Consider the following 21755-nt stretch of genomic DNA (forward strand, 5'->3'; position numbering starts at 1 on the left):
CCTCTACGTCTCGTGGGCTCGGAGATGTGTATAAGAGACAGGTGCTATCCGTGCCGAGGTCGCGCCGGAACACCTCGCACTCATTGTGTCCCAAATCGCCAAGCTGCCACCCGCCGACGGAGTCGTCTTCGATATCGAAAGCCTCACTGTCCAGGAGATTCGGGAGCACGCCGACTACCCCGGATTCCGCATACGGGTGAGGGCGTCGATCGGGCCTTGGCGGGGCACTGCGACATGGGACGTATCCACTGGCGACCCGATCATTCCGGAGCCCCGTACCGTGTCCATCAATCGGGTACTCGGTGAGCCCGTACGACTGCTGGGTTATGCGGCGGAGACCATCATTGCCGAGAAGTCCGTCACCATTTTGGAGCGAGGCATCACCAGCACTAGGTGGCGCGACTACGTCGACATCGTTCAACTCTGCCGCCAAGGGTTCGACCCTCAGGAGCTGCGACGCTCTGCTGAAGCCGTGGCCCGTTACCGCGGCGTGAAGCTCGAGGCTGTCGGCCCTCATCTGGAGGGATACGGCACCATCGGGCAGCCCAGGTGGGCAGCCTGGCGCCGCAAAGAAGGCCTCGAAGCTGTGTGCGAGGCGCTACTCGACGATCAGATGTCTCTCATCGCCCGATTCATTGACCCCATCTTCGGTGTAGCGCCGCAGGATAGCCGCTGAGTTTTCCACAGATCGCCTCCCGGATGGGAATCCGGGAGGGCTGGCAGCCATAGTGAAGATGAGGAAGGAGATGGAAGGTGACAATCAGATGTTTCGGCACAGGAGATGCGCTTTACGAGCGCTACCACGACGAGGAGTGGGGCCGCCCGCTCACGCTCAGCCCCGACGAACGCGAGCTCTTCGAGAGGCTCGCATTGGAAGGCTTCCAGTCGGGGCTGAGCTGGCTGACGGTGCTGCGGAAACGCGCGGCGTTCCGGCAGGCCTTTCATGAGTTCACCCCGGAAGTCGTCGCTGCGTACACAGACGACGTCGCTCGTCTGATGAGCGACGCCACCATCATCCGTAACGAGCGAAAGATTCGGGCGGCAATTCGCAACGCCGGGGCGCTCGTCGAGCTGCACGCGGCGGGTGGATCGCTCATGGGTCTGCTCGAGGAGCACCGCCCGGTTGGGCATCGTCGGCCAGCCACGCCGGAGGAAGCGCCCAGCCAATCGGCCGAGTCCGTGGCGCTTGCGAAACGCTTGAAGCAGCTCGGTTTCGTGTTCGTCGGACCGGTCACGATGTACGCCTTGATGCAGGCCGTCGGAGTCGTCGACGACCACGCCGAGAACTGCTGGCTCGTGACGGGGTGAGTGCATTTTCTCGGCTGATGGGTCAAGATGGGGTGCATGGCAACCACTCCGCAACGCCCGCGCGCCCGTCGTCCACGAGTTCGGATGACCGCTGCCGAGCGTCGCGAGCAGCTCATTCGCGTGTCACGCGAGCTGTTTGCCAACCGCGGCTTCGAGGGAACGTCGGTGGAAGAGATTGCCGCCTCAGCCGGAGTTTCAAAGCCCGTGGTCTACGAGCACTTTGGAGGCAAGGAGGGCATCTACGCCGTGGTCGTCGACCGAGAGACGCGCGCCCTCCATGACGCCATCCACGAGGCCATCACCACGCCCGGAGCACGCTCACGCGAGCTGCTCGAGCGCGGTGCTCTCGCTCTGCTCGACTACATCGACGAATGCCCCGACGGGTTTCGCATCCTGGCACGCGATTCGTCGCTCACGGAGCCGACGGGTTCGTTTGCCTCGATCCTGTCGGACATCGCTTCGCAGGTAGAAGACATCCTGGGCAGGCAGTTCGAGCGTCTGGGTCATGATCCCCGGTTCGCAGGGCTCTACGCGCAGGCGCTGGTAGGGCTCGTCGCGCAAACCGGGCATCGGTGGCTCGACCATCGCGAGCCGGAGAAGACGGTGGTCGCGCGACACCTGGTGAACCTTGCTTGGAACGGAATGGCGAATCTAAAACCGGATCCGCATCTGCTGGTCGAGCGTATCGAAGAACAGCGCCAGGCACACGGCTGACGGTTAGTCGCGCACCACTTGGGCTCCAGCGACGGGGCCCGTCGACACCCGCACCGTGCGCACACCCGAAAACAGCGCAAGCTCCTTGCCGAGTGCCTCCGCGTCGTGTTCTGAGGCGGTCAGGAAAGCGCAGGTGGGGCCGGAGCCGGACACCACCGCGCCGAGGGCACCGTGCTCGAGCCCGAGTTGGAGCGTGTGCTGCAGCGTCGGCTTGAGGTTGATGGCTGCACGCTGGAGGTCGTTCGTGAGGTGGGCGCCGACGGCGTGCGCGTCGCCGGCATGCAAGGCTTCGAGCAACGGCGAGGGAATGTCGGTGGGTTGCGGCTGTGAGATGCGGTCGAACTCCCTGAACACTGCCGGGGTAGACAGCCCGCTGTGCGACAGCGCAAACACCCAGTGGAACGCGCCCGTCGTCGCGATGGGTTCGAGGATCTCGCCCCTACCGCTACCGTGTGCGGTGCCGCCCATGAGCAGGAACGGCACGTCAGAACCCAATTGCGCGCCAAGCTGTCGGAGCACATCGCGAGGAGCGTGCACGCCCCAGAGCTCGCTACAGGCAAGGAGCGTGCCGGCCGCGTCTGCGGAACCGCCCGCCATGCCTCCTGCCACAGGAATGCGCTTACGGATACAAATGGCCGCGCCTGCGTCGTCGATGCTGAAGTGGCTCGCCACTAATTTCGCAGCGCGCATCGCGAGGTTGGTGTCGTCGACGGGAAGGAACCCGGCTCCCTCGCCGTGGAAGGACAAACGAAACTGTCCTGGCTCGGCGGTTTCGACCGTGATGAGGTCGCTTAGCGACACGGCCTGGAAGATAGTGCCGAGCAGGTGGTAGCCCTCGGCATCGGTCTCACCCACGCGCAGCGCGAGGTTGACCTTGCCAGGCACCCGTACCCGAACCGTCGACATGTCGCCAATCTAGCGGTTATACGTGTCAGATGGGGAGTCGACTGTCGGTGTCGGCAGCTGCTGGGCAATGGCCGCGAACTGGCCGACGGTGAGCGTCTCGCCCCGAGCTTCGGGGGCGAGCTCTGCGGATTCAATTGCGGCACTCGCCGCCGCTGACGAGCCAAACAGCGGCGCCAGCGCGGCGCGGAGCATCTTTCGACGCTGCGCAAAGGCTGCATCGATCACCGCGAAGGTGTTGGCGCGCGAGCCTTCCGGCGGTTCGCGTCGAGTGAGCTGCACGAGCCCAGAGTCGACGTTCGGGCGCGGCCAGAACACGGCTGGCCCGACGGTGCCTACTCGCTGCGCGTCGGCATACCAGGCCACCTTGGCCGATGGGACCCCGTACACCTTCGAGCCAGGGCCGGCGACGAGTCGGTCTGCTACCTCGAGCTGCACCATCACGAGCCCTCGATCCCACGCGGGAAACAGCTCCAACAGGCGCAACAGCACAGGTACCGAAACGTTATACGGCAGATTCGCGACGACGGCGGTCGGTGCACGCCCGGGCAACTCGTCGACGTCCAACGCGTCGGCGTGGACCACCGCCAACCGGGTGGCGGCCTCGTCGCCAAGGCGCTCGCGAGCGGTTTGCGGCAAGCGTGCGGCAAGCGTGTCCTCGATCTCGACGGCGGTGACGCTCGCCCCGGTCTCCAGCAGCCCGAGCGTGAGGGAACCGAGGCCAGGGCCGATCTCGAGCACCTGGTCTGCGGCGGCGATGCCGGACATCGCGACGATGCGCCGCACGGTGTTGGGATCGTGGACGAAGTTTTGGCCGCGCTGTTTCGTCGGGCGAAGATCCAATTCGTCGGCGAGTGCGCGGATAGTCGCCGGGCCCAGCAACCCCGTGTCAGTCATCGTCGCCCCAGCGGCCACCGTAGGCGGCCCAGGTGTTCTCAGTCACCTGCGTGCAGAACTCGGCGAGGTCGACGTCGAGCAGGTCTGCCAGGAAGCGCACGGTGTGCGGGATGAGGTAGGGCGCGTTGGGTTTGCCGCGCTCCGGTTTCGGCGTGAGGTAGGGGGCGTCGGTTTCGACGAGGATCTTCTCCAGCGGCGTCGCGTGGGCGGCCTCGCGCAAGTTTGGCGCGGATCCGAAGGTCACCACGCCCGGGTACGACAGCCAGAACCCGCGCTCCACGCAGGCGGTCGCGAAGTCGGCGTCCCCGGAGAAGCAGTGCATGACGGTGCGTTCAGGGGCGCCTTCGTCGTCGAGCACCCGGAGGATGTCGTCGTGGGCCTCGCGGTCGTGGATGACGAGCGTCTTGTTGTGCTGCTTGGCCCACTGAATGTGCCGACGAAAGGAGCGCTCCTGCGCACGTTTGCCGTCGTCATCGCGGGTTCGGTAGTAGTCGAGCCCGGTTTCGCCGACGGCGGTGGCCTCGGGCACCATGCGCTCGATCTCCGCGAGCGTCGCTTCGAACGGCTCGTCTCCGTCGCGCGTGGCGATGACGGCGGCATCGTTCGGGTGCAGCGCGACGGCGGCCGCCACGCAAGGCTGTGCTGCGGCCAGCTCGAGGGCGTGACGGGAGCTGGCCACGTCGTAGCCGACGTCGACGATGTGCGTCACGTTCACCTGGGCGGCCAGCGCGAGCGACTCACCCGGCTTTAGTTTCGACATGTGCCAGGTGGTGGAGGTGTGGGTGTGGTTGTCGACGATGCCTCGCGGCAGCGGTTCTGGCAGGGCCGGCAAACCCAACTCTTCCAGCACGTTCATGATCGTCCTTCCTTCTCGGCGACGGCTGCGGCGTAGAGGTCCTTGCGGCGGCGTCCAGTGACAGAGGCCACCTCAGCCACGGCCGCCGAGAGTTTCATACCCGAATCTATCCGGGCGCGAACCATGCTGAGTGCGTCCTCCTGTTCCACTTCGACGACGGTGGCCCCTTCGATCACCACGGTGCACTCGCCCCGCACGCCGTCGCGCGCCCAGCGCAGGGCCTCGTCGAGGGTGCCGCGAAATACCTCCTCGTGGGGTTTCGTGAGCTCGCGGCAACACGCAACGCGGCGGTCACCGCCCAGCGCCGCGACGGCGTCGGCGAGGAATTCTTCCAGCCGGTGGGGCGCCTCGAACATCACTATGGTGCGTTCCTCGGTGGCGAGGGCGTCGAGCCGTCGACGCCGCTCCCCGGCTTTGCGCGGCAAGAAGCCCTCGAAGCAGAAGCGGTCGACGGGCAGCCCTGAGACAGCGAGCGCGGTCAGCACCGCGGAAGGGCCGGGCAGGGCAGTCACGCGCAGTCCGGCTTCAAGGAACGCGGTAACGACGCGATACCCGGGGTCGGATACCGACGGCATGCCGGCGTCGGTGATCAGCGCGACTGTCGCACCGGCGCGGGCTACGTCGACGAGCTCTGGAGTGCGCTGTGATTCGTTGCCCTCGAAGTACGAGACGATGCGCCCGTTCGCGGTGATGCCCAGCCGGCGCAGCAGTGTGACCGCGCGACGCGTGTCTTCCGCCGCGACGACGTCGGCGTTCGTGAGCAGTGCTCGTAGCGCGTCGCTGGCGTCCCGACTCGACCCGATGGGGGTGGCCGCCAAGATCAAAACACCGTCGGACATACGCCCAGCCTATCGCCGGCTGCCGGGCGAGCGCCGCGCAATGTCCGCGCGACTGGTTACACTCACCTGCGTGATGACCACCATCGAAGCGCTTGAAGAAGGCCGCCTGCGCCGTGACGAACTCACGTCGTGGATCGTGACGATTGGCATCACGGCTTGCGCGTTCGTGCTGCGGCTCGTCGGGCTCGCCAACCCCAACAAGCTGGCGTTCGATGAGACGTACTACGCCAAAGATGGCTGGACGCTCGTGCACCACGGCTACGAGCTGGATTGGAAGGAGCACGCCGACGACCACATCGTCTTAGGCAACATCGATCAGGTCACCAACAACGCGTCGTTCGTCGTCCATCCCCCACTCGGCAAGGAGCTCATCGGGCTTGGCGAGCTGCTCTTCGGCCTGAATTCGTTCGGCTGGCGCGTCTCGGCGCTTGTCGCCGGCACGCTGCTGGTGATGTTCACCATCCGCATGGCGCGTCGGCTGTCACGCTCGACGATGATCGGCGCCCTCGCGGGCGTCTTGCTCACGTTTGATGGCCTCGCGTTCGTGATGAGCCGCCTTGCGCTGCTCGATATTTTCCAGGCCATGTTCGCCGTCGCTGGCATTTCGGCGCTGCTCGCCGACCGCGACTGGTACCGGTACAAACTCGCCGGCGTGCTGCGCGAGCGAGGCCTTCCTGATTTCGACGGCGGTCCGGCCCCGTGGTTCTTGTGGCGGCCGTGGCGGCTCGTCGCAGGGCTGATGCTGGGCGCGTCGGTTGCCGTGAAGTGGAACTCCATGTTCGTGATGGCGGTGTTCGGCATCGTCACGGTGTGCTGGGACATCGGCGCGCGCAATCTCGCCGGCGCCAGGCGCCCATGGATGGCGCTGCTGATCGATGCACCGCTGGCGTTCGTGCAGATCGTCGTCGTGGGGCTTGTGACGTACCTCGCGTCGTGGCTTCCGTGGCTTCGCACCGACGGCGGATGGGGCCGCGACTACGGCAGTCAGCATCCAGACGATACGGCGGTACGCATCTTCGGCGACGGTCTGGGCTCACTGTGGCACTACCACAAGGAGATGTACAACTTTCACACCGGCTCCCATATGATGCAGAACGCCACGCACACCTACGAGGCGCATCCGGCGGGTTGGTTGTTCATGATTCGTACGACGGGGATCGCCGCCGAGAACGACATCAAGCCTGGCGAGCAGGGGTGCACCGCCGTCGGCACCACCTGCCTGCGCGTGGTGTCCGCGCTGGGCACTCCCCTGCTGTGGTGGGCGGCGGCGATTGCGCTAGTCATTGCGCTGTGGCTGTGGCTCGGGCGGCGCGACTGGCGCTTCGCGGTGCCCATCCTGGCGCTCGCGTCGACGTGGTTGCCCTGGTTCCGCTACGCCGACCGGCCACTGTTCTTCTTCTACGCCATCATGATTATTCCGTTTACGGTGACGATTCTCGCGATGGTGCTCGTACGTTTCCTCGGCCCTGCGGACCATCCCCTTAGACGGCGTCGCGCGATCATCGTCGGCATCATCGTCGGGCTCATCATCTTGAATTTCGCGTTCATCTATCCGGTGCTCACGAACCAACTCATGACGCGCCCCGAGTGGCTGATGCGCATGTGGCTAGGCACCTGGATCTAGCGAGCCCGGGTGGTTGAGTAGCGGCTGTATGCGGCGTATCGATCCTTCCATGGGTTGTAAACCGTCGTCGAACTTCAAAATCCGTACGCAGTTTGACCAAACACCCCTAAATCGGGCCCTTCATCTCATCTGCGTACGGATTTTGAAGTTCTTCAGTCGGCGCATCTCGATACGCGGCTTCGCCGCTACTCGATGACCGGGGAGCGGGCCGCCTTGACCCCGGTGGTTGAGTAGTGGCTGCGCGCCTACCGGTGGTTGAGTAGCGCCCGAAGGGCGCGTATCGAAACCACACCCGAGCCCGACTCACCGACGGCTGAGCACCCAGCTTTTCACACCCGCGCGCACGCGGCGGGTCAGCGGGAGCGCGCGCCCGTCGCGTCGCACACCGATCAGCGTTTCCGCAAGCCACAGCCCAGAGGCCGTACCGTTCATCAACTCGCCGCGACCGTTGCCGCGCGCGTAATATCCCCCGGGGATCGCGGAGGCCCCGACGACGGGGCGGCCGTGGTCGGAGGGGTCGATCGCAAGCTGCCCGCTGGCCACGATTTCCGCGCCCTGGCTCGCCAGATCGTCCTCCAGCTCCGTCCTTGCCGCATCGATACCACTGGGCGTCGACTTCCGACCCACCACCAGTTGGGTGTCCTCGTCGGGGCGGATCAGCCAGGCTGGCCCGTCGGCACGCAGCTCTACCCACCCGACGGGTTCCGCCAGCCGCGCGGTCACCGTCGGAATCCATTGGGCCGGGCTCACGCGCGCCACACGCCCCCACGGGGAGATGCCGAGGGTGTCCACGCACGCGACGGCCTTCAACGCCCCCGGCTCGCGCGCCCAGGCGAGGTTGTTGCGGTACGCGACGGCGGTCACGCCCTCCGAGCGGCGGATGTGCGTGGTGGTGACGCCGTACAGCACCTGCGCCCCGGCGTCCAAGCACTGCTGATGCAGCGCCGTCGCATACTCGAGCGGGTCCACCGCCAGCGCCGGCGACGTGAGCGCCCGCTCGGCGACGTCGACCTCCGCCCCAGCGCGTGAAAAGAGCTGCGCGAGCTGCTGCAGTTGCATGAACGGCACGTCGCCCAGGGAACGGTCGACGAACCCCAACGCCCGCCCCTCGACGCCGGCCTCAGTGATGACCTGCCGGATGAACCCAGTGCCGTGCACGTTGCGGGCGATGTGCTCGATGGTGACGTCGTCGCCGTATTCGCTGCGCATACCGGCGACGGTGGACGCGTGGCCGGCGGCGGCCACGCCGTGCCCGATGGCGGCGCTACGGTGTTCCATGTTCGGATCGAGTACCACGACGTCGAACCCCTCGCGCGCGAGTGTTCGGGCGGCGGTGAGGCCGGCCACAGTCGCCCCAAGTACCACAACGTCATGGATCATGCTCTCCACCTTACTCGCAAGCGCTAGGATTCCCGGCGTCTACCGAGGAGGATCATTGTCTGCGCTCGAGCAGGATTTTCGCGACGCCATGTCGCGCGTGTCCGCACCCGTCGCGGTAGTAACGGCGCTCGTCGACGGCGTCCCACAAGGCACGACGGTGTCCGCGTTCGCGTCGCTGTCGTTGACTCCACCAATGGTCATCGTCGCGCTCGACAACCGGGGCGCAATGCGCGACCACGTCGCCGCTGCCGGCCACCTCGGGCTCAACATTCTGGCGGGCGACCAGGCCGACCTCGGAGCCAGGTTCGCCTCGCCGTGCGACCGGTTCGAGGGCGTCGAGTGGGAGCTCGCCGACGGGGTGCCCCGCCTCGCAGGCATCGCGGCGTTCGTGCGGTGCGACGGCGTCCAGTTTCTGCCGGGCGGCGACCACACCGTCGTGCTCGGCACTGCCGCGGAAGCGCGCTCGTACAAGGAGGAGTCCTTGTCGTACCACCTTCGGGCGTTCCATTCGGTACCTGCACGCCTGCCGCTGCCCACCGCCGAGCCGCGCTAGGCCGCGCATCCCGCCACGGTGTGGGGCCTAGGCCGGTACAGTAGCCGTGTGACCACCGCCGTTCAGTTGTCGTCCGCCACGCGCGTAGCGGACATGTTCAAAATCGGCATCGGGCCGTCGTCGTCGCACACCGTCGGGCCCATGCGCGCCGCCGCGTTGTTTGCCGAGCGCCTCCACGGCCTACCGGTGGCGCGGGTCACGGCTCGCTTGTGCGGCAGCCTCGGCTCCACCGGCCGAGGCCACATGACCGACCGCGCTGTGCTGCTCGGCCTGCAAGGCTATGACCCGCAAACCGTGCCCGCGGACATCGTCGCCGACTGTCTGCGCCTGATCGAAGAGCGTGGACATATCAACATCTGCGGCGCCGAGGTGCCGCTCGACTTTGAGCGCGACATCATCTTCGAACCCCGCACCATCCTCCCCTTCCACGTCAACGGCCTCGTCTTCAACGCCTACGACGCCGCCGGCAACGAGCTCGCCCACGGCACCTACTTCTCCACCGGGGGCGGGTTCGTGAGTGAGCAGGTCGACGACGGACACGTCGTGAGCCTCGACGCGCAGCCCGCCGACGCGATTCCCGAGCCGTTCCAGTACAACAACGCCGGCACGCTGCTGCGCCTGTGCGAGGTAGAGGGGCTCTCGATTTCCGACGTTGCGCGCGCCAACAACGGCGACGGTGACGAGCTCGACGCCTATCTCGACCTCATCCACCGCACAATGAACGAATGCATCGAGGCCGGCATGTCCGCGACGGGCATCCTCCCCGGTGGGCTGAACGTGCCCCGTCGGGCCCGACGCCTGAAGGAGCAGCTGATGAGCCGCGACGGGGAACGCGGGCCCAGCTGGCAGTCGTCGAATGACCCGATGGCGGGCATCGACTGGGTGAATCTCTACGCCCTGGCGGTGAACGAGCAGAACGCTGCGGGGCAGCGAGTTGTGACTGCCCCGACGAACGGCGCCGCCGGCGTGATCCCCGCCGTCTTGCGATACTACGAGCGATTCGTTCCGGGCGCTGACCGCGACGGCATCCGGCGTTTCCTGCTGGCCGCTGCCACCGTCGGCTCCATCATCAAGGCGAACGCCTCGATCGCTGGCGCTGAAGTGGGTTGTCAGGGCGAGGTTGGGTCGGCGTCAGCCATGGCGGCCGCTGGCCTCGCCGAGGCGCTGGGCGGCTCCCCGCTGCAGGTCGAAAATGCCGCCGAGATCGCGATGGAGCACTCGCTGGGGCTCACCTGCGACCCGGTGGCCGGCCTGGTGCAGATTCCCTGCATCGAGCGCAACGCCATCGCCGCGGTGAAGGCCATCAATGCGGCACGCATGGCGATGTGGAGCGACGGCCGCCACCAGGTTCCGCTCGACACTGCCATCAAAACGATGCGCGACACCGGCCGCGACATGCTCAGCAAGTACAAAGAAACTTCCGAAGGCGGCCTGGCTGTCAACGTCATCGAGTGCTGACCCACCCCGGTTGGTCCGCCACGTGAGCGCGTGGTAAATTAGCTCTTCGCCTGGGGCTATGGCGCAGTTGGTAGCGCGTCTCGTTCGCAATGAGAAGGTCAGGGGTTCGAATCCCCTTAGCTCCACTCCACGCACAAGGCTCGGACCTTTGCCATCATCGGCGGTTTCGGTTCGGGCCTTGTTGCCGTCTTGAACCCAGCGATGAGGGCATTGGTGTTGGTCTCGGGGTCGAGGAGCATCTCGAAGGATCCGTTGTTCTGGACTCGGAGTTGCTCGTCTTCGTCAATGTAGATCCTAGTGAAGAACGCTTGGTTGCGGAGGCACCGGTTGGCGTTGTCGCAGCGTGCGTAGACCTCGGCGCAGTTGGCGAGCACGTTGAGGGCTTCACCGAGGTGGGCTCGAGTGCACGCAGGAAATGTCAGTGGTGGCCGTCAGACTGAAGTCAGCTCAGAGAGGAGAAAGCGTGATCGAAGCAGCCAAAGCTCTACCCGGGCTCATCAAGGACTGGAAGACCAACCGTGATCTGATCTACCAACATGTCGGATGCGTCGCCGGACTCTTGACGATCGCCGCGTACGTTCACGAGCAACGCCCCAGTGAGGTTCTCGCTGACCTGTTCACCGTGGCCGGGGTGCCGAGTGCCGGGGACTGGCTCGAGTCTAACCTCCCACCGTTCCTTGCTCAGCCAGATGCTCCAGTCAAGTCACACCCTCATACAGGTGGCAGGTGTTGCCGTGCTTCTCATGCTCGTGATGCCGTTCTTCAACGCACGACGGAACGAGCCTCATGTCGATTTTCAGGCTGCAGGCCTGTTCGGTGCACGAGCAGGAGTACGACCTGGATTCTCCTGGTGATCGCTGTGCAGCTCGGATCATTGCAGTGGGGCATCGAGTGGTTGCGCTCCACGAGCTTGATTCTCGGGGCGATCGCGGCATTCGGTTTGGTCACCTTGCTCGTCGTGTATGCGGTTGCCCGGAAACTTGAAATGCAGGACCTGCTTGCGCCTGTTGGACGTGGCCTTTGGTGGCTGATCGCCCGCGGCAGTGCTTGTTCTCACCATGGCCGTCTTCGCCTTAGTCTTCGTTGTCATCGGTCCAGCACTCGGCCTCGGCATGTGGCTGTTCTCCACCGAGTCAGATGCCCACTATGAAACCCAGCGAAGGGTCGCCCAGAGACGGGCAGAACGAGAAGTCCCCACCGGTGCCACCCCAACTCCATGAGAAGTGCACCACCGGCGCGCCTTGACTGTGCTGCCGTCCTGTGTATTATGAACGTGTTCAGTGAACATGTTCAGGAGGTGCAAGTGGTCACTGCTAGGACTGAGGCACGTCAGACGACGCGCCGCGCCGTGCTGCAGGCCGCGGCCCGGCTGTTCGAGGAGCGCGGGTTCCTCGCGACGACCGTGCGCGACATCGCCCGAGAAGCCGATGTGAGTGTCGGGACCGTCATGGCAGCTGGCGACAAGGAAGCTCTACTTGTTGAACTCTTCGACGGCCTCATCGAGGAGCGCCAGCAGCTCACTGACACGCAAGTCCTCAGTGGCAACGTCGGGTGCGGTGCGGACACAGTAACCGTGGTGGAACCCTTCGTGGTGCTATTCGAAGAGCGTCGTGCCCTCGCCCAGGCCTATGCCTCGGTTCTGGTGAGCGGACGGCATTCCTCTGTGGTTTTCACGGGCCTCGCGCGGCGGCTGATCGCTGCGTTCGAACAGCTTATGAACACCTGCGGATGCTCAGGGCCGATGGGAGCCCGCGGGCGCGCCGAAGCGCTCCACGCGGCGTACATCGGAAGCCTGTTCATCTGGTCGGCAACCCCGGAAAGATCCGCATCGGAGTTCCTGGCTCAGCTTCGCGAGGTTTTCGCGGCGATCTGCCACCATGAGGGAGGCGACTCATGATCTTGCTGCCATCTTGGTGGGTGCCACCAGCACTTCTGGCCGCCGTCCTCCTTGTAGATGTCGCACTGTCGATCCGGCCGGTCCATTTTATCCGGGACTGTCTCCACAGTGTTCGCTTCCCCGAGGAGTGGTGGTGGGCCCTGCTCGTCGTCAAGACGCTTGCGGCAGCCGGGCTCATCGCGGGCATCTGGATCCCCGGGCTCGCCTTCGCAGCGAACAACGGGGTGATCGCTTACTTCCTGTGCGCAGCAGCAGCTCACATCCGAGCAGGAGCGACAGGATCGGCTTTCAGGATCAACTGCTTGGGGATGCTGGCGCTATCCTGCGCCATCCTGGCGTTGAGCACCCTCTAGCTGTCTTGGTCGAAGACATTGGTTGACGGCATGCCAGACCTATCACGATTCACCCTCGTCTGAGTTCGAGGCACCTTGCGACAGTGCCCAGATTGCAACACCAAGGACCAACACGACAGCCCCACAGCTCAGGGCGACCACGTGTTGCGCGCTGGCGTAGTCAGCGGCCCTGTTGGGAGCTCCAGCGGCAACCAGGTCGGCTATCGTTTGGTCGGGAATGCGGCGCCGCACAAGGATGGTCAGCAGTGCTGAGTAGCAGGCCACCGACAGGGCTTCGGATCCGATGCGGGCGAAGTTCAGCAGCCCGGCAGCGCTGCCCGACGAGTGGCTCGGCACCCGGGCCAGGGCTTCTCCATCGACCACGCCGAGAGGAAGCCCGAACCCGAGCCCGATCAGCACTAGAGCTGGCACAACCGCCCACACGGAATTACCCGGGGCAAGCGCCAGCATCGCGACCGAACCGGCCGTCAGGCAACCAATGGATGTGGCCAGGACCGGACCGATGCCGATTCGATGGCGCTTCATGACCGAGACGGCGGCACTCGGAGACAGGATGACAGGAAGAGTCGCGACGAGCATCATCACTCCGGCCTGTCCTGCGTTCCAGCCGTGGATCGCGCTGAATGCCGCGGGAAGGTAGGTCAGGAAGGTCACAAACCCTACCGAAGCCGTGATCGGCACCAGTGTCATCGCCGCGAACCCGCGGTTGGTCAGCAGACTGACGTTGAGCAGGCGGCGCGCTCCGTCGTGTTCAACCTGCACTGCGGGGATCCCTCTCGACATTGCTAATGACACGGCCAAGACGATGGCTGGCAGCCAGAATGCTGCGCGCCAGCCAAACGCCTGTGTAACCAGGCCGCACAGCGTTGGGCCGAGCGCCAGGCCTAGCCCGTTGATGGTGCCGAACAGTGCGAACGCCTTGGCCCGGGTGGCTCCTTCCCAAGCCAGCGACAGGATCGACGTTGCGCTAGTCAAGACGGCAGCCGCGCCCACTCCAGCCATGACTCGGGCACCGTCCAGCAGTAACAGCGTCGGCGCGAGGGCGCTGCCGATAGAGGCCAGCAGGACGATGGCGACTCCAGCGCGGAAGACCCGGTGGTGCCCGGCGCGGTCGGCGAACCCGCCCCACAGCAGGGCACAGAGGGCGAAGGCGACGTTGAAACCGTTAACGACCCACTGCAGCGGACCCGGACTGGATCCTAGGTCGGCCGCGATGCGCGGCAGTGCCACTGCTGTGTCGGCGATCGAGAGCGGGATCACAAGTTGCGCCGACAGGATTGCCGGCAGAGCCCAGCGTGTTGGTGTGGTCATGACACCCTTCCATAGGTACGATCAATATCGAACCTAATATGCGGGATCAATTGGTACGATGTCAACCGAACCTATCGAAAGGTGGTGAGAGTCGTGCCGGACGAAGAAGGGCACCCCAGCGTCACCGAAATGAACCTGCCCGACGTACTGACGGCCCTCAACGATCCATTGCGGCGGCAAGTCGTCAACACACTCATCGCCGAGCCCGACGGGACCGAGCGCACCTGCGCGAGTTTTGGCCTCGGAGTGTCGAAGTCGACCCTCACCCATCACTTTCGCGTGCTGCGTGAATCTGGTCTGGTGCGTCAGGTTGATCGAGGAAACTCCCGCAAAGTCTCCCTGCGCCGCGATGAACTCAACCAGCGTTTCCCGGGCCTGTTGGATCTGCTTGGACGCGAGGAATCTTCGAGGGCCGAGTAGGTCTTGCGTATCGGCGCATTCCGTCGGGCCGCCGCGCCGCGCCCGCGGCAGCAGATCAGACGCCTGAGTCTTGGCCTCGACGGCCTCGGCTCGAGTAATGCGCAGGGTTCGGTCGGCTTCGCTGACTCCGCTCTTGCGGGTCGGGATCGCGGTCGGTGGCTGTCTCAACACCGCCCTCAACATCCGCGCCCGCGCCGACCTCATCCTTGACGGCACGCTGAAGCCTGGCCCCAAAATCACCCTGTCCGACGGATCGGCAGCGGGCCTGGGTGACACGATCATCACCCGCCGCAACGACCGGCGGCTGCGGAACCGGCACGGTTGGGTCCGCAACGGCCAAACCTGGACCATCACCGTCGTGCGTGACGATGGATCGGTCACGATCCGCCCACCCGGTGCACGGTTCGGCAACAGCATCGTCCTGCCCGCCGGCTACGTGGCGAAGCACGTGGACCTCGGCTACGCCGTCACCCACCGCGCCCAAGGCATCACCACCGACACCGCCCACGCCCTCGTCGAACCCACCACCACGCGCGAGAACCTGTATGTGGCAATGACGCGCGGACGGGAATCGAACCGGGTCTACGTCATCCTCGACCGTCCCGATGACCACGTGACCTCGCATCCGGGCGACATTCCCGACGCCACCGCCCGCACAGTCCTCTACGGAGTCCTCAAACACAGCGGTGCTGAACTGTCGGCACACGAGACCATCACCGCCGAACAGGACCGGTGGGGATCGATCGCCCAACTCGCCGCAGAATACGAAGCCGTCGCCGCAGCCCAACACGACTGCTGGACCACCCTGGCCCGCGGCTCCGGGCTCACCGACCGGCCCCGCATCTCATCACCGGGCTCATTCCCGAAGCCACCGGCCCCATGACCCCGACATGCAGCAAGCCCTGACCGAGCGCCGCCAACTCATCGAAACCCGAGCAGAAGCCGTCCTCGACACCGCCCTCCACACGCAAGAACCATGGGCTATGGCACTCGGTCCGATACCCGCGACTGGGCGGGAGCGGCAGCAGTGGCGCCGCCGCGCCCTGGTCGTCGCCGTTTACCGCCACCGTTTCCAGATCACCGACTCGGAACCGCTCGGCGCCCAGACGGAAGGCACGGCGCAAAAGATCGACCGAGCCCGCGCCGAAACAGCACTACGAACGCTGACCCGCCCGACCATGCACGACGAGCGTCGGCGGCCGGCCGCCCAGGCGACACGCCACCTCGACCCGTAATCACGGGGCATATGAAATGGGGGGTGAAGTCGGCGGACAGCCCCGGACGATGGGTGGCGAGGTCGGCAGATATCTCTTCGACGTCTGTTGCGGTGGCAGCGAGCTGCGCTGTCATGCAGATCCCTTCCGGAACCGCCACGCCGTCGCTTCGACCACTGTGCACCGATCTCTCAGCGTACAAAGGGGTGGTGCGAGACCCCGGAATCTGCCGGCCGGGCTACGGGGCCGCCCGGGCGGTCCGGTCGCCGATGCCTCGCGTCGTCGACCGACGGCCGGTCGCGCGTCTATGTCCATAGAAACACGTCCCGGATCAGTTCCCATACCTCATCGGTCATGATAGTTCACGAAACCTCGCAAGGATCACCCAAACGCCATAGAACCGCGTTCGGAAACCTCCTTTCATAAGGGAATATCCGTGACCTTTTCCGGTGACCGATACCAATAGAGACTAACATCAGAGTCGTCACTCTGTGGGAGCGGTGCGGCAGTGCGTACTTTAAAGGTTGTCGGGATGCTCACCGAAGTACCGAAAACCAGCGCGAACTGTTTAGGTAGCGAAGCCAGTCGGTTAAGCACTGATTCAGAGATGAACGGTGTCATTCGGCGGATATGCTGAAGATCTTCCGGGTTCTGGATTCGGTGAACTACGTAGTTCGAACATTGCGACAGTACTGTTCCTGAAAGTTCACTGGGCCTTTGTGAGGAGAGCATAAGAAACAGTCCGTACTTTCTGCCCTCCTTTGCTACGCGTTCGAAGATGCGAGTTGCCTCGAGTGTGCTCGCGGGAACGCGTTGACGCGGCACATAGCGATGCGCTTCCTCAAGTATCAGATTTACCGGGAAAGAATTTCGGACGTCGCTTTGTCGAAGACGGTCGAACAGTAGGCGTGTTATGACTGAAGACACAACCTCTACAACTTCGTCGCCGACGGCACTCAAGTCCAAAACATAGACCTGGGACTGCTTTGCCGGGCAACTCGAGTCGCGGTCGATGCCGAGAATGGCGTCAGTGAATGATTCTGAGGTGATTGCATTGGTGGGCGCGATATGAGGGTCGCTACGCAAAAAAGAAAACTCGTCTCGCATTCCGAGTGATTTGACGCGCGTCAGCAACGTCGAGCAATTGTCTCGAACTCGGCGATTGCCATGGCTTTCCTCGTAAAGAATCGCAATCTCTAGTGCGGTTGTGAGATCCGAGAACCGGAATGGGTGATTTTTGTACGAAGGAATCTCTGCATCCGGAATCAACAACCCTTTGAGTTTCGCCTCAACCTGCTCAAGTCCTTGCGGGTCAAAGCTCCCGTAACTTACGGTCAACCTTGAAGTGATCTCGTGGGGCGGAATTTCGCTCAACTCGTACACATTAAGGAGGCCGCCAATGCGTGAATTTGCGGCTGTCGCGTTCTCGCTGTCCATGAGCAGGAACAGTAAGCATGAAGCAAGGATATGGTCACGTAGTGCGGCGAGTAGATCTGCAGATTCGGAAGCAAACAGAGACGTGAGCCCTAGTGCGGTGCGAAGTATGGGCCGTTGAACTCGATCGCTGGCTTGGAGCAGGAGCTCCCATTCTTCGAGACTTAGCAGCCAGTGCGGTAGAACGAAGCTGTAGAGCTGCTCCCGATCGTCATAGGGGGTAGCTGGGAAAAGCGCGGGGGCGTGGACATGTTCGATTCGTGCGTATGTGCGTTGAATTGGCGCAGGAAGTTTGGACAGTGCGCGCCGATATTCCCCGTTGGTGTCGAAAAGTACGAACGTGCTCCCACCTGCCGGGGCCAAACTAGTCTTCCCAAGTGCCTCCTGCAGAAAGCTCGATATTGTGCATGATTTCCCACTTCCGGTGTTGCCGAGGATCGCTGAGTGCGCACCGAAGAATTCGTTGATTCGTACTTTCACGTCGTAGTCGTTGAAGGTCGCAGATGTGCCCACGGTAAGTGTGTTCAGCTTTGTTGCGGACGGTGACGTGTTTGCAATCTCAACCTCTTGGTTTGCGACGTTCAGAATCCGGTCAAGATCCCGATTCTCGACGTGTAGAACGTCTGCGTACAGGGGTGGAAACACGGATACCCCGAACGAGAAGCCGTGCGTTTCATCGAAGGGCAGGGTGCCCAGGGGTGCAAGCGTCAGTTGTCGCGAGGATGCGTGCATTACATCGTCGAGGGACTTTGAAGCGCTGGAGATGGCTGATGGGTCAGGTTGCTCTTGAAGCCCTGTAACCTCAGCGACGACATAGGAGTTGGTCAGGGGGATGAGGACAAGCGACCCTATCCTCGCGACATAGTGTTGACCGTCAAAGCCGACAAGTGTGTAGCCGTCAGCGCTCTCAGCCATCTCTACGCGAAATCGTTCAGCGCTGACATCGATGATTGTCCCGAGCCGTCGGCGCCGGGCATCACTGGTCGCCATCGTTGTCGTCCTTCTTGATGTTTGCGAACATTCCCATCACGTTCTCGATGGCTTTCTCTGCGGGGTCTACATCTCCCACTGGCATGATGTCTTCAACGAACTCCTTGAAGTAGTGAGCCTTCCACGTGGCGTTTGATTTCTCGGTTCCAACGATCCATACGCGAGGATCGTTAAGTTCTTGAAGCGTTTTGACGTGCATGTTAGAGGTTCTTGCGTCAAATTCGGGCTTGGCGAAAACCAGGAGGCGAAAAGTCGGGATTGTAAGTGCCTGGTAGATGATGTTGTTGACATGCTCGTCACCGAAACCATAGCCGACGGTTACCAGAGCGCTTTGTTCCTGAACTACCTTGGTCTGAAACTCGCGAAAAATGTCCGAGTATGGTGCCGCGAAACTCGCATTCTGCTTTGCGGGTGTTGGATATATCAACATTGCTTTGCCGTCCCTGCTCTCGCTAATTGGGCGCTCTTCGACAGGGAAGAGCCCGTCATTCACCGCGTGCCAGTTGAGTGAGCCATGAAGTTTCAAAAAGTAGACCAGATTGTCCAGCGAGGTCCATCTTTGTGAAGTCAAGTCGAGTCGCTGTGCGATGGTGTAGCGGAATGACGCCGGATTGAACCGCTTTTCGATCGATCCTAGAAATCCGTTGATGTATGGAACCCCGATGCGGTCCATAGCAATCTCATTGAACAGGTCATAGTTGGTAGTGGCAACAGTTGGTCGAGGTAGTGATCGTGATCGCTGCGATAGCTTCCGGTAGAACGTTTGGTAGAGTTTTAGTACGCTGGCCGCGGAAGATTTATGTTGCCCCTCATTGCAGGTATCAAAGACGTACTGCTTGATCGAATCAATTGCGGAATCGACGGCCTTCTTGGCCTCACCTAGCGAAGGATTTTCCGTTTGGGTGAGGGCAAATTGGAATCCGAAAAGAACTTCCATTAGTCGTTCAAGGTTCCATGCATACGCCTCGTTGGAAAGGTCAATACCCAAGTCTGCTGTGAGAGATTCTTTGATTTCTGCCGTCAGTCCATATCGGGTGGCAGTGCCTGTGTTGTCCTCGGCAAGTAGGCCTTGGGCCATCGGCCCCATTGTTGGTATGCCTTGTTCTTCCTTGCTTTCGGAGAGTTGAGACGAACAGCCCGCTCCAAAGAGAAACGTCAAGTTCTTTGAAGAAAGCACTTCGTTGAAATCGCTCTTGGCGATGTCTAGTGGAGAGCGGCCTGAAGCGTCAGGTGTGCCACCGCGATAGTGTTTTCCTCCCTTGAGGAAGGTAAGATCGTGGTCCGGTGCTTCGTCTGTCAACTTGTACCTCCAGGTGCGTCGCCGACGTTGGGTCGTAGGGGGTTGGCTGTGAGCCGATGGTCTTCATCTAGGCTACTTGGCCAGTGATGCAGTAGGACAGCGTTCCGCGTCTAGCATCGCACGGTTGATCCCCACGGGTCAGAGCTGAAGTCCGGTGTTTTGCGGTTCGCTTCTGAGTGGTCTCCGCGAGTAGTTTCATTGCCAGGTGTTGGAGACGGCGACTGTGCCAAAGGCACAGACTGTGGAGGGTGCGGCAGAGGTGGCACCTGCACTGGCCCGTAGACTTGGCTGCGCTAACCTTGCGGCTCAAGACCGCGTCGAGTGGCCCAGAATCCCTATAGGATAGACGCATCCGTAGGGGTGTGTGGGCGAGAATCCGAGTGTCATAGCCCTGCTCTGTGCCAGTGCACGGCGATCTGGACGCGGTCGCGGAGGTTGAGCTTGGTGAGGATGCGGCTGACGTTGCGTCGTACGGATGCGGGTTCGATGGCGAGCCTTTCGGCGATTTCGGCGTTGGACTCGCCGTCGGCGATGAGGCGGGCGATGTCGCGTTCGCGGGGTGTGAGCAGGTCGAGCAATGCTCGCATCTCGGCCTGCTGGTGGTGGGGGAGGGCGCGGGGGATTCCGCGTTCGATGACTTGACGGGTGATGCGTGGGGTGAGGATGGCGTCGCCGCGGGCGACGGCTTCGACCGCAGCGATGAGAACGGGGGTGCGGACGTCTTTGAGGAGGTACCCGGACGCGCCTGCGGTGAGGGCTCCGAAGGCGTAGTCGTCTTCGTCGTAGGTGGTCAGCACAAGCACTTTCACGGATGGGTGCGCGCGCGTGAGTTGACGTGTGGCTTCGATGCCGTCGAGCACCGGCATGCGCACATCCATGAGGATCACGTCGGGAAGGGGTGCGGCTTCGTTTCGTGGGGCGGTGAGTAGTCGGATGGCTTCTTGGCCGTTGCTGGCTTCGGCGACGACGGTGAGGTTCGGGCTACGTCGGAGCATGAGGGCGAATCCTCGGCGTGCTATGGCCTGGTCATCAACCAGCATGATGCGCAGGGGCTCAGGCATCGTCGTACTCCTCGTTCGATACGTGCGGTAGCTCGGCGTCGACGATCCACTCGTCGGGCTCGCCGGGGCCAGCATTGAACGTGCCGCCCTGGCTGGTGACTCGATGGGAGAGGCTCCGCAGCCCACTGCCCGGCTCTTGGCTTTCAGACGAACGCGGGTGCCCATGGCTGCGAATGGTAATCCGGACGCCGTTAGCTGTGTGGTGGTCGATGGCGATGGATGCCCGTTTGAGGGGCTCGGTGTGGCGCACCGCGTTGGTGAGGGCTTCGCGGACGATGCTGAAGCCGAGATCGGCGACGGGCGTCCCGTTGGGGCGTTGCCCGTTCTCGGTCACCGTCACCGGGATGTCGAGGGCACGGACGCGGTCAGCCACGGCATGGACGTCGTCCCAGCTGTGAGGGCGGTGGTGGTCTGGAGCGGGTGCGGCCGGGTCCTCAAGGCGTCCGAGCAGAGATACGGCGCGCCGGGTCTCGTCGAGCCCTTCTCGTGCCATTGCCTCGATGTCTTCCAGTGATTCGTCGAGGTCTGGATTCTCTGTAGTCCCGGTGAGGCCTTGGGAGAGGGCGATGATGGCGGTCAGGTTGTGCCCGACGTTGTCGTGAAGCTCGGCGGCGATGCGCGTGCGCGCTATGGCCTGATCCCGTTCGGCGGCGATGGCACGCGCGCGCTCGGCATCATAGTGGGATTGCTGGGTGGCTGTTCTCCAGCCGCGCACGCTGCGGACCCCGACCCCGGCCAGGATGCTGAGTGCCGCCACGCTGAGCTGGCCGACGTACTCGTCAGCGACCGTCGTCGAGGTCGCCATCCATGAACTGGCCAACATGCCGAGGCAGACCGAAGCGACCGAGCCCGCCACGGATGCCAGCCCAGTGTCGGCGACGACGCGGAACAGCGCGAACAGCAGCGGGAAGGCGACGTAGTCGTGCATGCCCATCGCGGACGCCGCCAGGTACGCACCCCCGATGACCGCGAGCGCCAACACCGGCCACCGGGGACTCCACAGCAAGATCATCCCTGTGAGGACCACAGCGATCGTGATGCCCACGGCTCCCGACGTCGACTGGACGAGGTCCAAGGCGATGCCATCACGCGCGCTCCCGGCAAACAGGAGGCGCGCGGCCATCAGCGTTTGGAACGCGACGCAGGCGAGCACGATCACCAGCCACGCCGTGCCGGCTTCCCGACGCTCGCGACGGGTCTGATCGAACCAGTCCCGAACAGCCTGCACCGCCGCTCCTCCCAG

22 protein-coding genes and 1 tRNA gene are annotated in these 21755 nt (G+C 63.5%); 12 read left to right on the forward strand and 11 right to left on the reverse strand.

Features of this window, described 5'->3' with window-relative positions:
- Nucleotides 1–82 precede the first annotated feature (82 nt).
- The 3 genes from Q0X68_RS10305 (at nucleotide 83) to Q0X68_RS10315 (ending at nucleotide 2022) form a co-directional block, all read left to right on the forward strand.
- Nucleotides 83–676, forward strand: a complete 594-nt coding sequence (locus Q0X68_RS10305; protein ID WP_366128203.1) for a nucleotidyl transferase AbiEii/AbiGii toxin family protein — start codon at nucleotides 83–85, stop codon at nucleotides 674–676.
- Nucleotides 677–753: 77 nt separating this feature from the next.
- Entirely contained in the window at nucleotides 754–1308 is a 555-nt protein-coding gene (locus Q0X68_RS10310; protein WP_297751250.1) for a DNA-3-methyladenine glycosylase I, read from the forward strand.
- Between the two features lie 36 nt (nucleotides 1309–1344).
- Nucleotides 1345–2022 carry a TetR/AcrR family transcriptional regulator gene (locus Q0X68_RS10315; RefSeq protein WP_297751252.1) on the forward strand — a complete coding sequence of 226 codons (678 nt, stop codon included), beginning with the start codon at nucleotides 1345–1347 and terminating at the stop codon, nucleotides 2020–2022.
- Between the two features lie 3 nt (nucleotides 2023–2025).
- Here the strand turns inward: Q0X68_RS10315 and Q0X68_RS10320 are convergent, their stop codons facing one another.
- Genes Q0X68_RS10320 through rsmI form a run of 4 tightly spaced genes read right to left on the reverse strand, consistent with a single transcriptional unit; the run spans nucleotide 2026 to nucleotide 5517 of the window.
- On the reverse strand, nucleotides 2026–2928 hold the full coding sequence (locus Q0X68_RS10320; protein WP_297751255.1) for a 4-(cytidine 5'-diphospho)-2-C-methyl-D-erythritol kinase: 903 nt from the start codon (nucleotides 2926–2928) through the stop codon (nucleotides 2026–2028).
- A 9-nt stretch (nucleotides 2929–2937) separates the two neighbouring features.
- On the reverse strand, nucleotides 2938–3822 hold the full coding sequence (rsmA, locus tag Q0X68_RS10325; RefSeq protein ID WP_297751258.1) for a 16S rRNA (adenine(1518)-N(6)/adenine(1519)-N(6))-dimethyltransferase RsmA: 885 nt from the start codon (nucleotides 3820–3822) through the stop codon (nucleotides 2938–2940).
- A complete protein-coding gene (locus Q0X68_RS10330) occupies nucleotides 3815–4678 on the reverse strand; it encodes a TatD family hydrolase (protein WP_297751261.1) in 864 nt (287 codons plus the stop codon). The genes rsmA and Q0X68_RS10330 overlap by 8 nt, the downstream gene beginning before the upstream one ends.
- Entirely contained in the window at nucleotides 4675–5517 is an 843-nt protein-coding gene (gene rsmI, locus Q0X68_RS10335) for a 16S rRNA (cytidine(1402)-2'-O)-methyltransferase (RefSeq protein WP_297751264.1), read from the reverse strand. Before rsmI ends, Q0X68_RS10330 begins: the two co-directional genes overlap by 4 nt.
- A gap of 73 nt (nucleotides 5518–5590) precedes the next feature.
- Here rsmI and Q0X68_RS10340 point away from each other — a divergent pair, with 73 nt between their 5' ends.
- Complete coding sequence (locus tag Q0X68_RS10340) at nucleotides 5591–7141, forward strand: dolichyl-phosphate-mannose--protein mannosyltransferase (RefSeq protein ID WP_297751267.1); 1551 nt, start codon at nucleotides 5591–5593, stop codon at nucleotides 7139–7141.
- Between the two features lie 303 nt (nucleotides 7142–7444).
- Here Q0X68_RS10340 and Q0X68_RS10345 read toward each other — a convergent pair whose 3' ends face one another.
- A complete protein-coding gene (locus Q0X68_RS10345) occupies nucleotides 7445–8521 on the reverse strand; it encodes an FAD-dependent oxidoreductase (protein WP_297751270.1) in 1077 nt (358 codons plus the stop codon).
- 55 nt (nucleotides 8522–8576) lie between these two features.
- Here Q0X68_RS10345 and Q0X68_RS10350 point away from each other — a divergent pair, with 55 nt between their 5' ends.
- The 3 genes from Q0X68_RS10350 (at nucleotide 8577) to Q0X68_RS10360 (ending at nucleotide 10657) form a co-directional block, all read left to right on the forward strand.
- Complete coding sequence (locus Q0X68_RS10350; protein ID WP_297751272.1) at nucleotides 8577–9074, forward strand: flavin reductase family protein; 498 nt, start codon at nucleotides 8577–8579, stop codon at nucleotides 9072–9074.
- A 66-nt stretch (nucleotides 9075–9140) separates the two neighbouring features.
- Complete coding sequence (locus Q0X68_RS10355) at nucleotides 9141–10532, forward strand: L-serine ammonia-lyase (RefSeq protein ID WP_297751305.1); 1392 nt, start codon at nucleotides 9141–9143, stop codon at nucleotides 10530–10532.
- Between the two features lie 52 nt (nucleotides 10533–10584).
- A tRNA-Ala gene (locus Q0X68_RS10360) sits at nucleotides 10585–10657 on the forward strand.
- Here the strand turns inward: Q0X68_RS10360 and Q0X68_RS10365 are convergent.
- Nucleotides 10649–10906: a hypothetical protein gene (locus tag Q0X68_RS10365; RefSeq protein ID WP_297751275.1), complete on the reverse strand. Its 258-nt coding sequence runs from the start codon at nucleotides 10904–10906 to the stop codon at nucleotides 10649–10651. The genes Q0X68_RS10360 and Q0X68_RS10365 overlap by 9 nt on opposite strands.
- Before the next feature lie 929 nt (nucleotides 10907–11835).
- Between Q0X68_RS10365 and Q0X68_RS10370 the strand changes: the two genes are divergently transcribed.
- Nucleotides 11836–12429: a TetR/AcrR family transcriptional regulator gene (locus tag Q0X68_RS10370; RefSeq protein ID WP_297751278.1), complete on the forward strand. Its 594-nt coding sequence runs from the start codon at nucleotides 11836–11838 to the stop codon at nucleotides 12427–12429.
- On the forward strand, nucleotides 12426–12782 hold the full coding sequence (locus Q0X68_RS10375) for a DoxX family protein (protein WP_297751280.1): 357 nt from the start codon (nucleotides 12426–12428) through the stop codon (nucleotides 12780–12782). The genes Q0X68_RS10370 and Q0X68_RS10375 overlap by 4 nt, the downstream gene beginning before the upstream one ends.
- A gap of 42 nt (nucleotides 12783–12824) precedes the next feature.
- On the opposite strand, the gene Q0X68_RS10380 is transcribed toward Q0X68_RS10375, so the two are convergent.
- Complete coding sequence (locus Q0X68_RS10380) at nucleotides 12825–14093, reverse strand: MFS transporter (RefSeq protein WP_297751283.1); 1269 nt, start codon at nucleotides 14091–14093, stop codon at nucleotides 12825–12827.
- Nucleotides 14094–14186: 93 nt separating this feature from the next.
- Here Q0X68_RS10380 and Q0X68_RS10385 point away from each other — a divergent pair, with 93 nt between their 5' ends.
- From Q0X68_RS10385 to Q0X68_RS10395, 3 genes are all read left to right on the forward strand, one after another.
- Entirely contained in the window at nucleotides 14187–14513 is a 327-nt protein-coding gene (locus Q0X68_RS10385) for a helix-turn-helix transcriptional regulator (protein WP_297751286.1), read from the forward strand.
- 133 nt (nucleotides 14514–14646) lie between these two features.
- The gene (locus Q0X68_RS10390; protein WP_297751289.1) at nucleotides 14647–15396 is read left to right on the forward strand and encodes a hypothetical protein; all 750 of its coding nucleotides are present in this window, start codon (nucleotides 14647–14649) and stop codon (nucleotides 15394–15396) included.
- A gap of 7 nt (nucleotides 15397–15403) precedes the next feature.
- Complete coding sequence (locus Q0X68_RS10395) at nucleotides 15404–15748, forward strand: hypothetical protein (protein WP_297751292.1); 345 nt, start codon at nucleotides 15404–15406, stop codon at nucleotides 15746–15748.
- Nucleotides 15749–16147: 399 nt separating this feature from the next.
- Here the strand turns inward: Q0X68_RS10395 and Q0X68_RS10400 are convergent, their stop codons facing one another.
- The 4 genes from Q0X68_RS10400 to Q0X68_RS10415 all read right to left on the reverse strand — a co-directional run.
- Complete coding sequence (locus Q0X68_RS10400; RefSeq protein WP_297751295.1) at nucleotides 16148–18151, reverse strand: ATP-binding protein; 2004 nt, start codon at nucleotides 18149–18151, stop codon at nucleotides 16148–16150.
- Nucleotides 18138–19451: an SIR2 family protein gene (locus tag Q0X68_RS10405; RefSeq protein WP_297751297.1), complete on the reverse strand. Its 1314-nt coding sequence runs from the start codon at nucleotides 19449–19451 to the stop codon at nucleotides 18138–18140. Before Q0X68_RS10405 ends, Q0X68_RS10400 begins: the two co-directional genes overlap by 14 nt.
- A gap of 383 nt (nucleotides 19452–19834) precedes the next feature.
- A complete protein-coding gene (locus Q0X68_RS10410; protein WP_297751299.1) occupies nucleotides 19835–20512 on the reverse strand; it encodes a response regulator transcription factor in 678 nt (225 codons plus the stop codon).
- A partial coding sequence (locus Q0X68_RS10415; protein ID WP_297751302.1) for a sensor histidine kinase occupies nucleotides 20505–21755 on the reverse strand: 1251 nt, incomplete at its 5' end. The genes Q0X68_RS10410 and Q0X68_RS10415, both read right to left, overlap by 8 nt.

It is taken from the genome of uncultured Tessaracoccus sp., assembly GCF_947286155.1.
Classification (GTDB): domain Bacteria; phylum Actinomycetota; class Actinomycetes; order Propionibacteriales; family Propionibacteriaceae; genus Arachnia.

Excerpts from the sequence above, each read along its gene's own strand:
- Q0X68_RS10315 (WP_297751252.1), top strand. The coding sequence starts at position 1,345 with ATGGCAACCACTCCGCAACGCCCGCGCGCCCGTCGTCCACGAGTTCGG.
- Q0X68_RS10410 (WP_297751299.1), bottom strand. The coding sequence starts at position 20,512 with ATGCCTGAGCCCCTGCGCATCATGCTGGTTGATGACCAGGCCATAGCA.
- rsmA (WP_297751258.1), bottom strand. The coding sequence starts at position 3,822 with ATGACTGACACGGGGTTGCTGGGCCCGGCGACTATCCGCGCACTCGCC.
- Q0X68_RS10320 (WP_297751255.1), bottom strand. The coding sequence starts at position 2,928 with ATGTCGACGGTTCGGGTACGGGTGCCTGGCAAGGTCAACCTCGCGCTG.
- Q0X68_RS10340 (WP_297751267.1), top strand. The coding sequence starts at position 5,591 with ATGACCACCATCGAAGCGCTTGAAGAAGGCCGCCTGCGCCGTGACGAA.
- Q0X68_RS10395 (WP_297751292.1), top strand. The coding sequence starts at position 15,404 with ATGCAGCAAGCCCTGACCGAGCGCCGCCAACTCATCGAAACCCGAGCA.
- Q0X68_RS10345 (WP_297751270.1), bottom strand. The coding sequence starts at position 8,521 with ATGATCCATGACGTTGTGGTACTTGGGGCGACTGTGGCCGGCCTCACC.
- Q0X68_RS10330 (WP_297751261.1), bottom strand. The coding sequence starts at position 4,678 with ATGAACGTGCTGGAAGAGTTGGGTTTGCCGGCCCTGCCAGAACCGCTG.
- Q0X68_RS10400 (WP_297751295.1), bottom strand. The coding sequence starts at position 18,151 with ATGGCGACCAGTGATGCCCGGCGCCGACGGCTCGGGACAATCATCGAT.
- Q0X68_RS10380 (WP_297751283.1), bottom strand. The coding sequence starts at position 14,093 with ATGACCACACCAACACGCTGGGCTCTGCCGGCAATCCTGTCGGCGCAA.
- rsmI (WP_297751264.1), bottom strand. The coding sequence starts at position 5,517 with ATGTCCGACGGTGTTTTGATCTTGGCGGCCACCCCCATCGGGTCGAGT.
- Q0X68_RS10375 (WP_297751280.1), top strand. The coding sequence starts at position 12,426 with ATGATCTTGCTGCCATCTTGGTGGGTGCCACCAGCACTTCTGGCCGCC.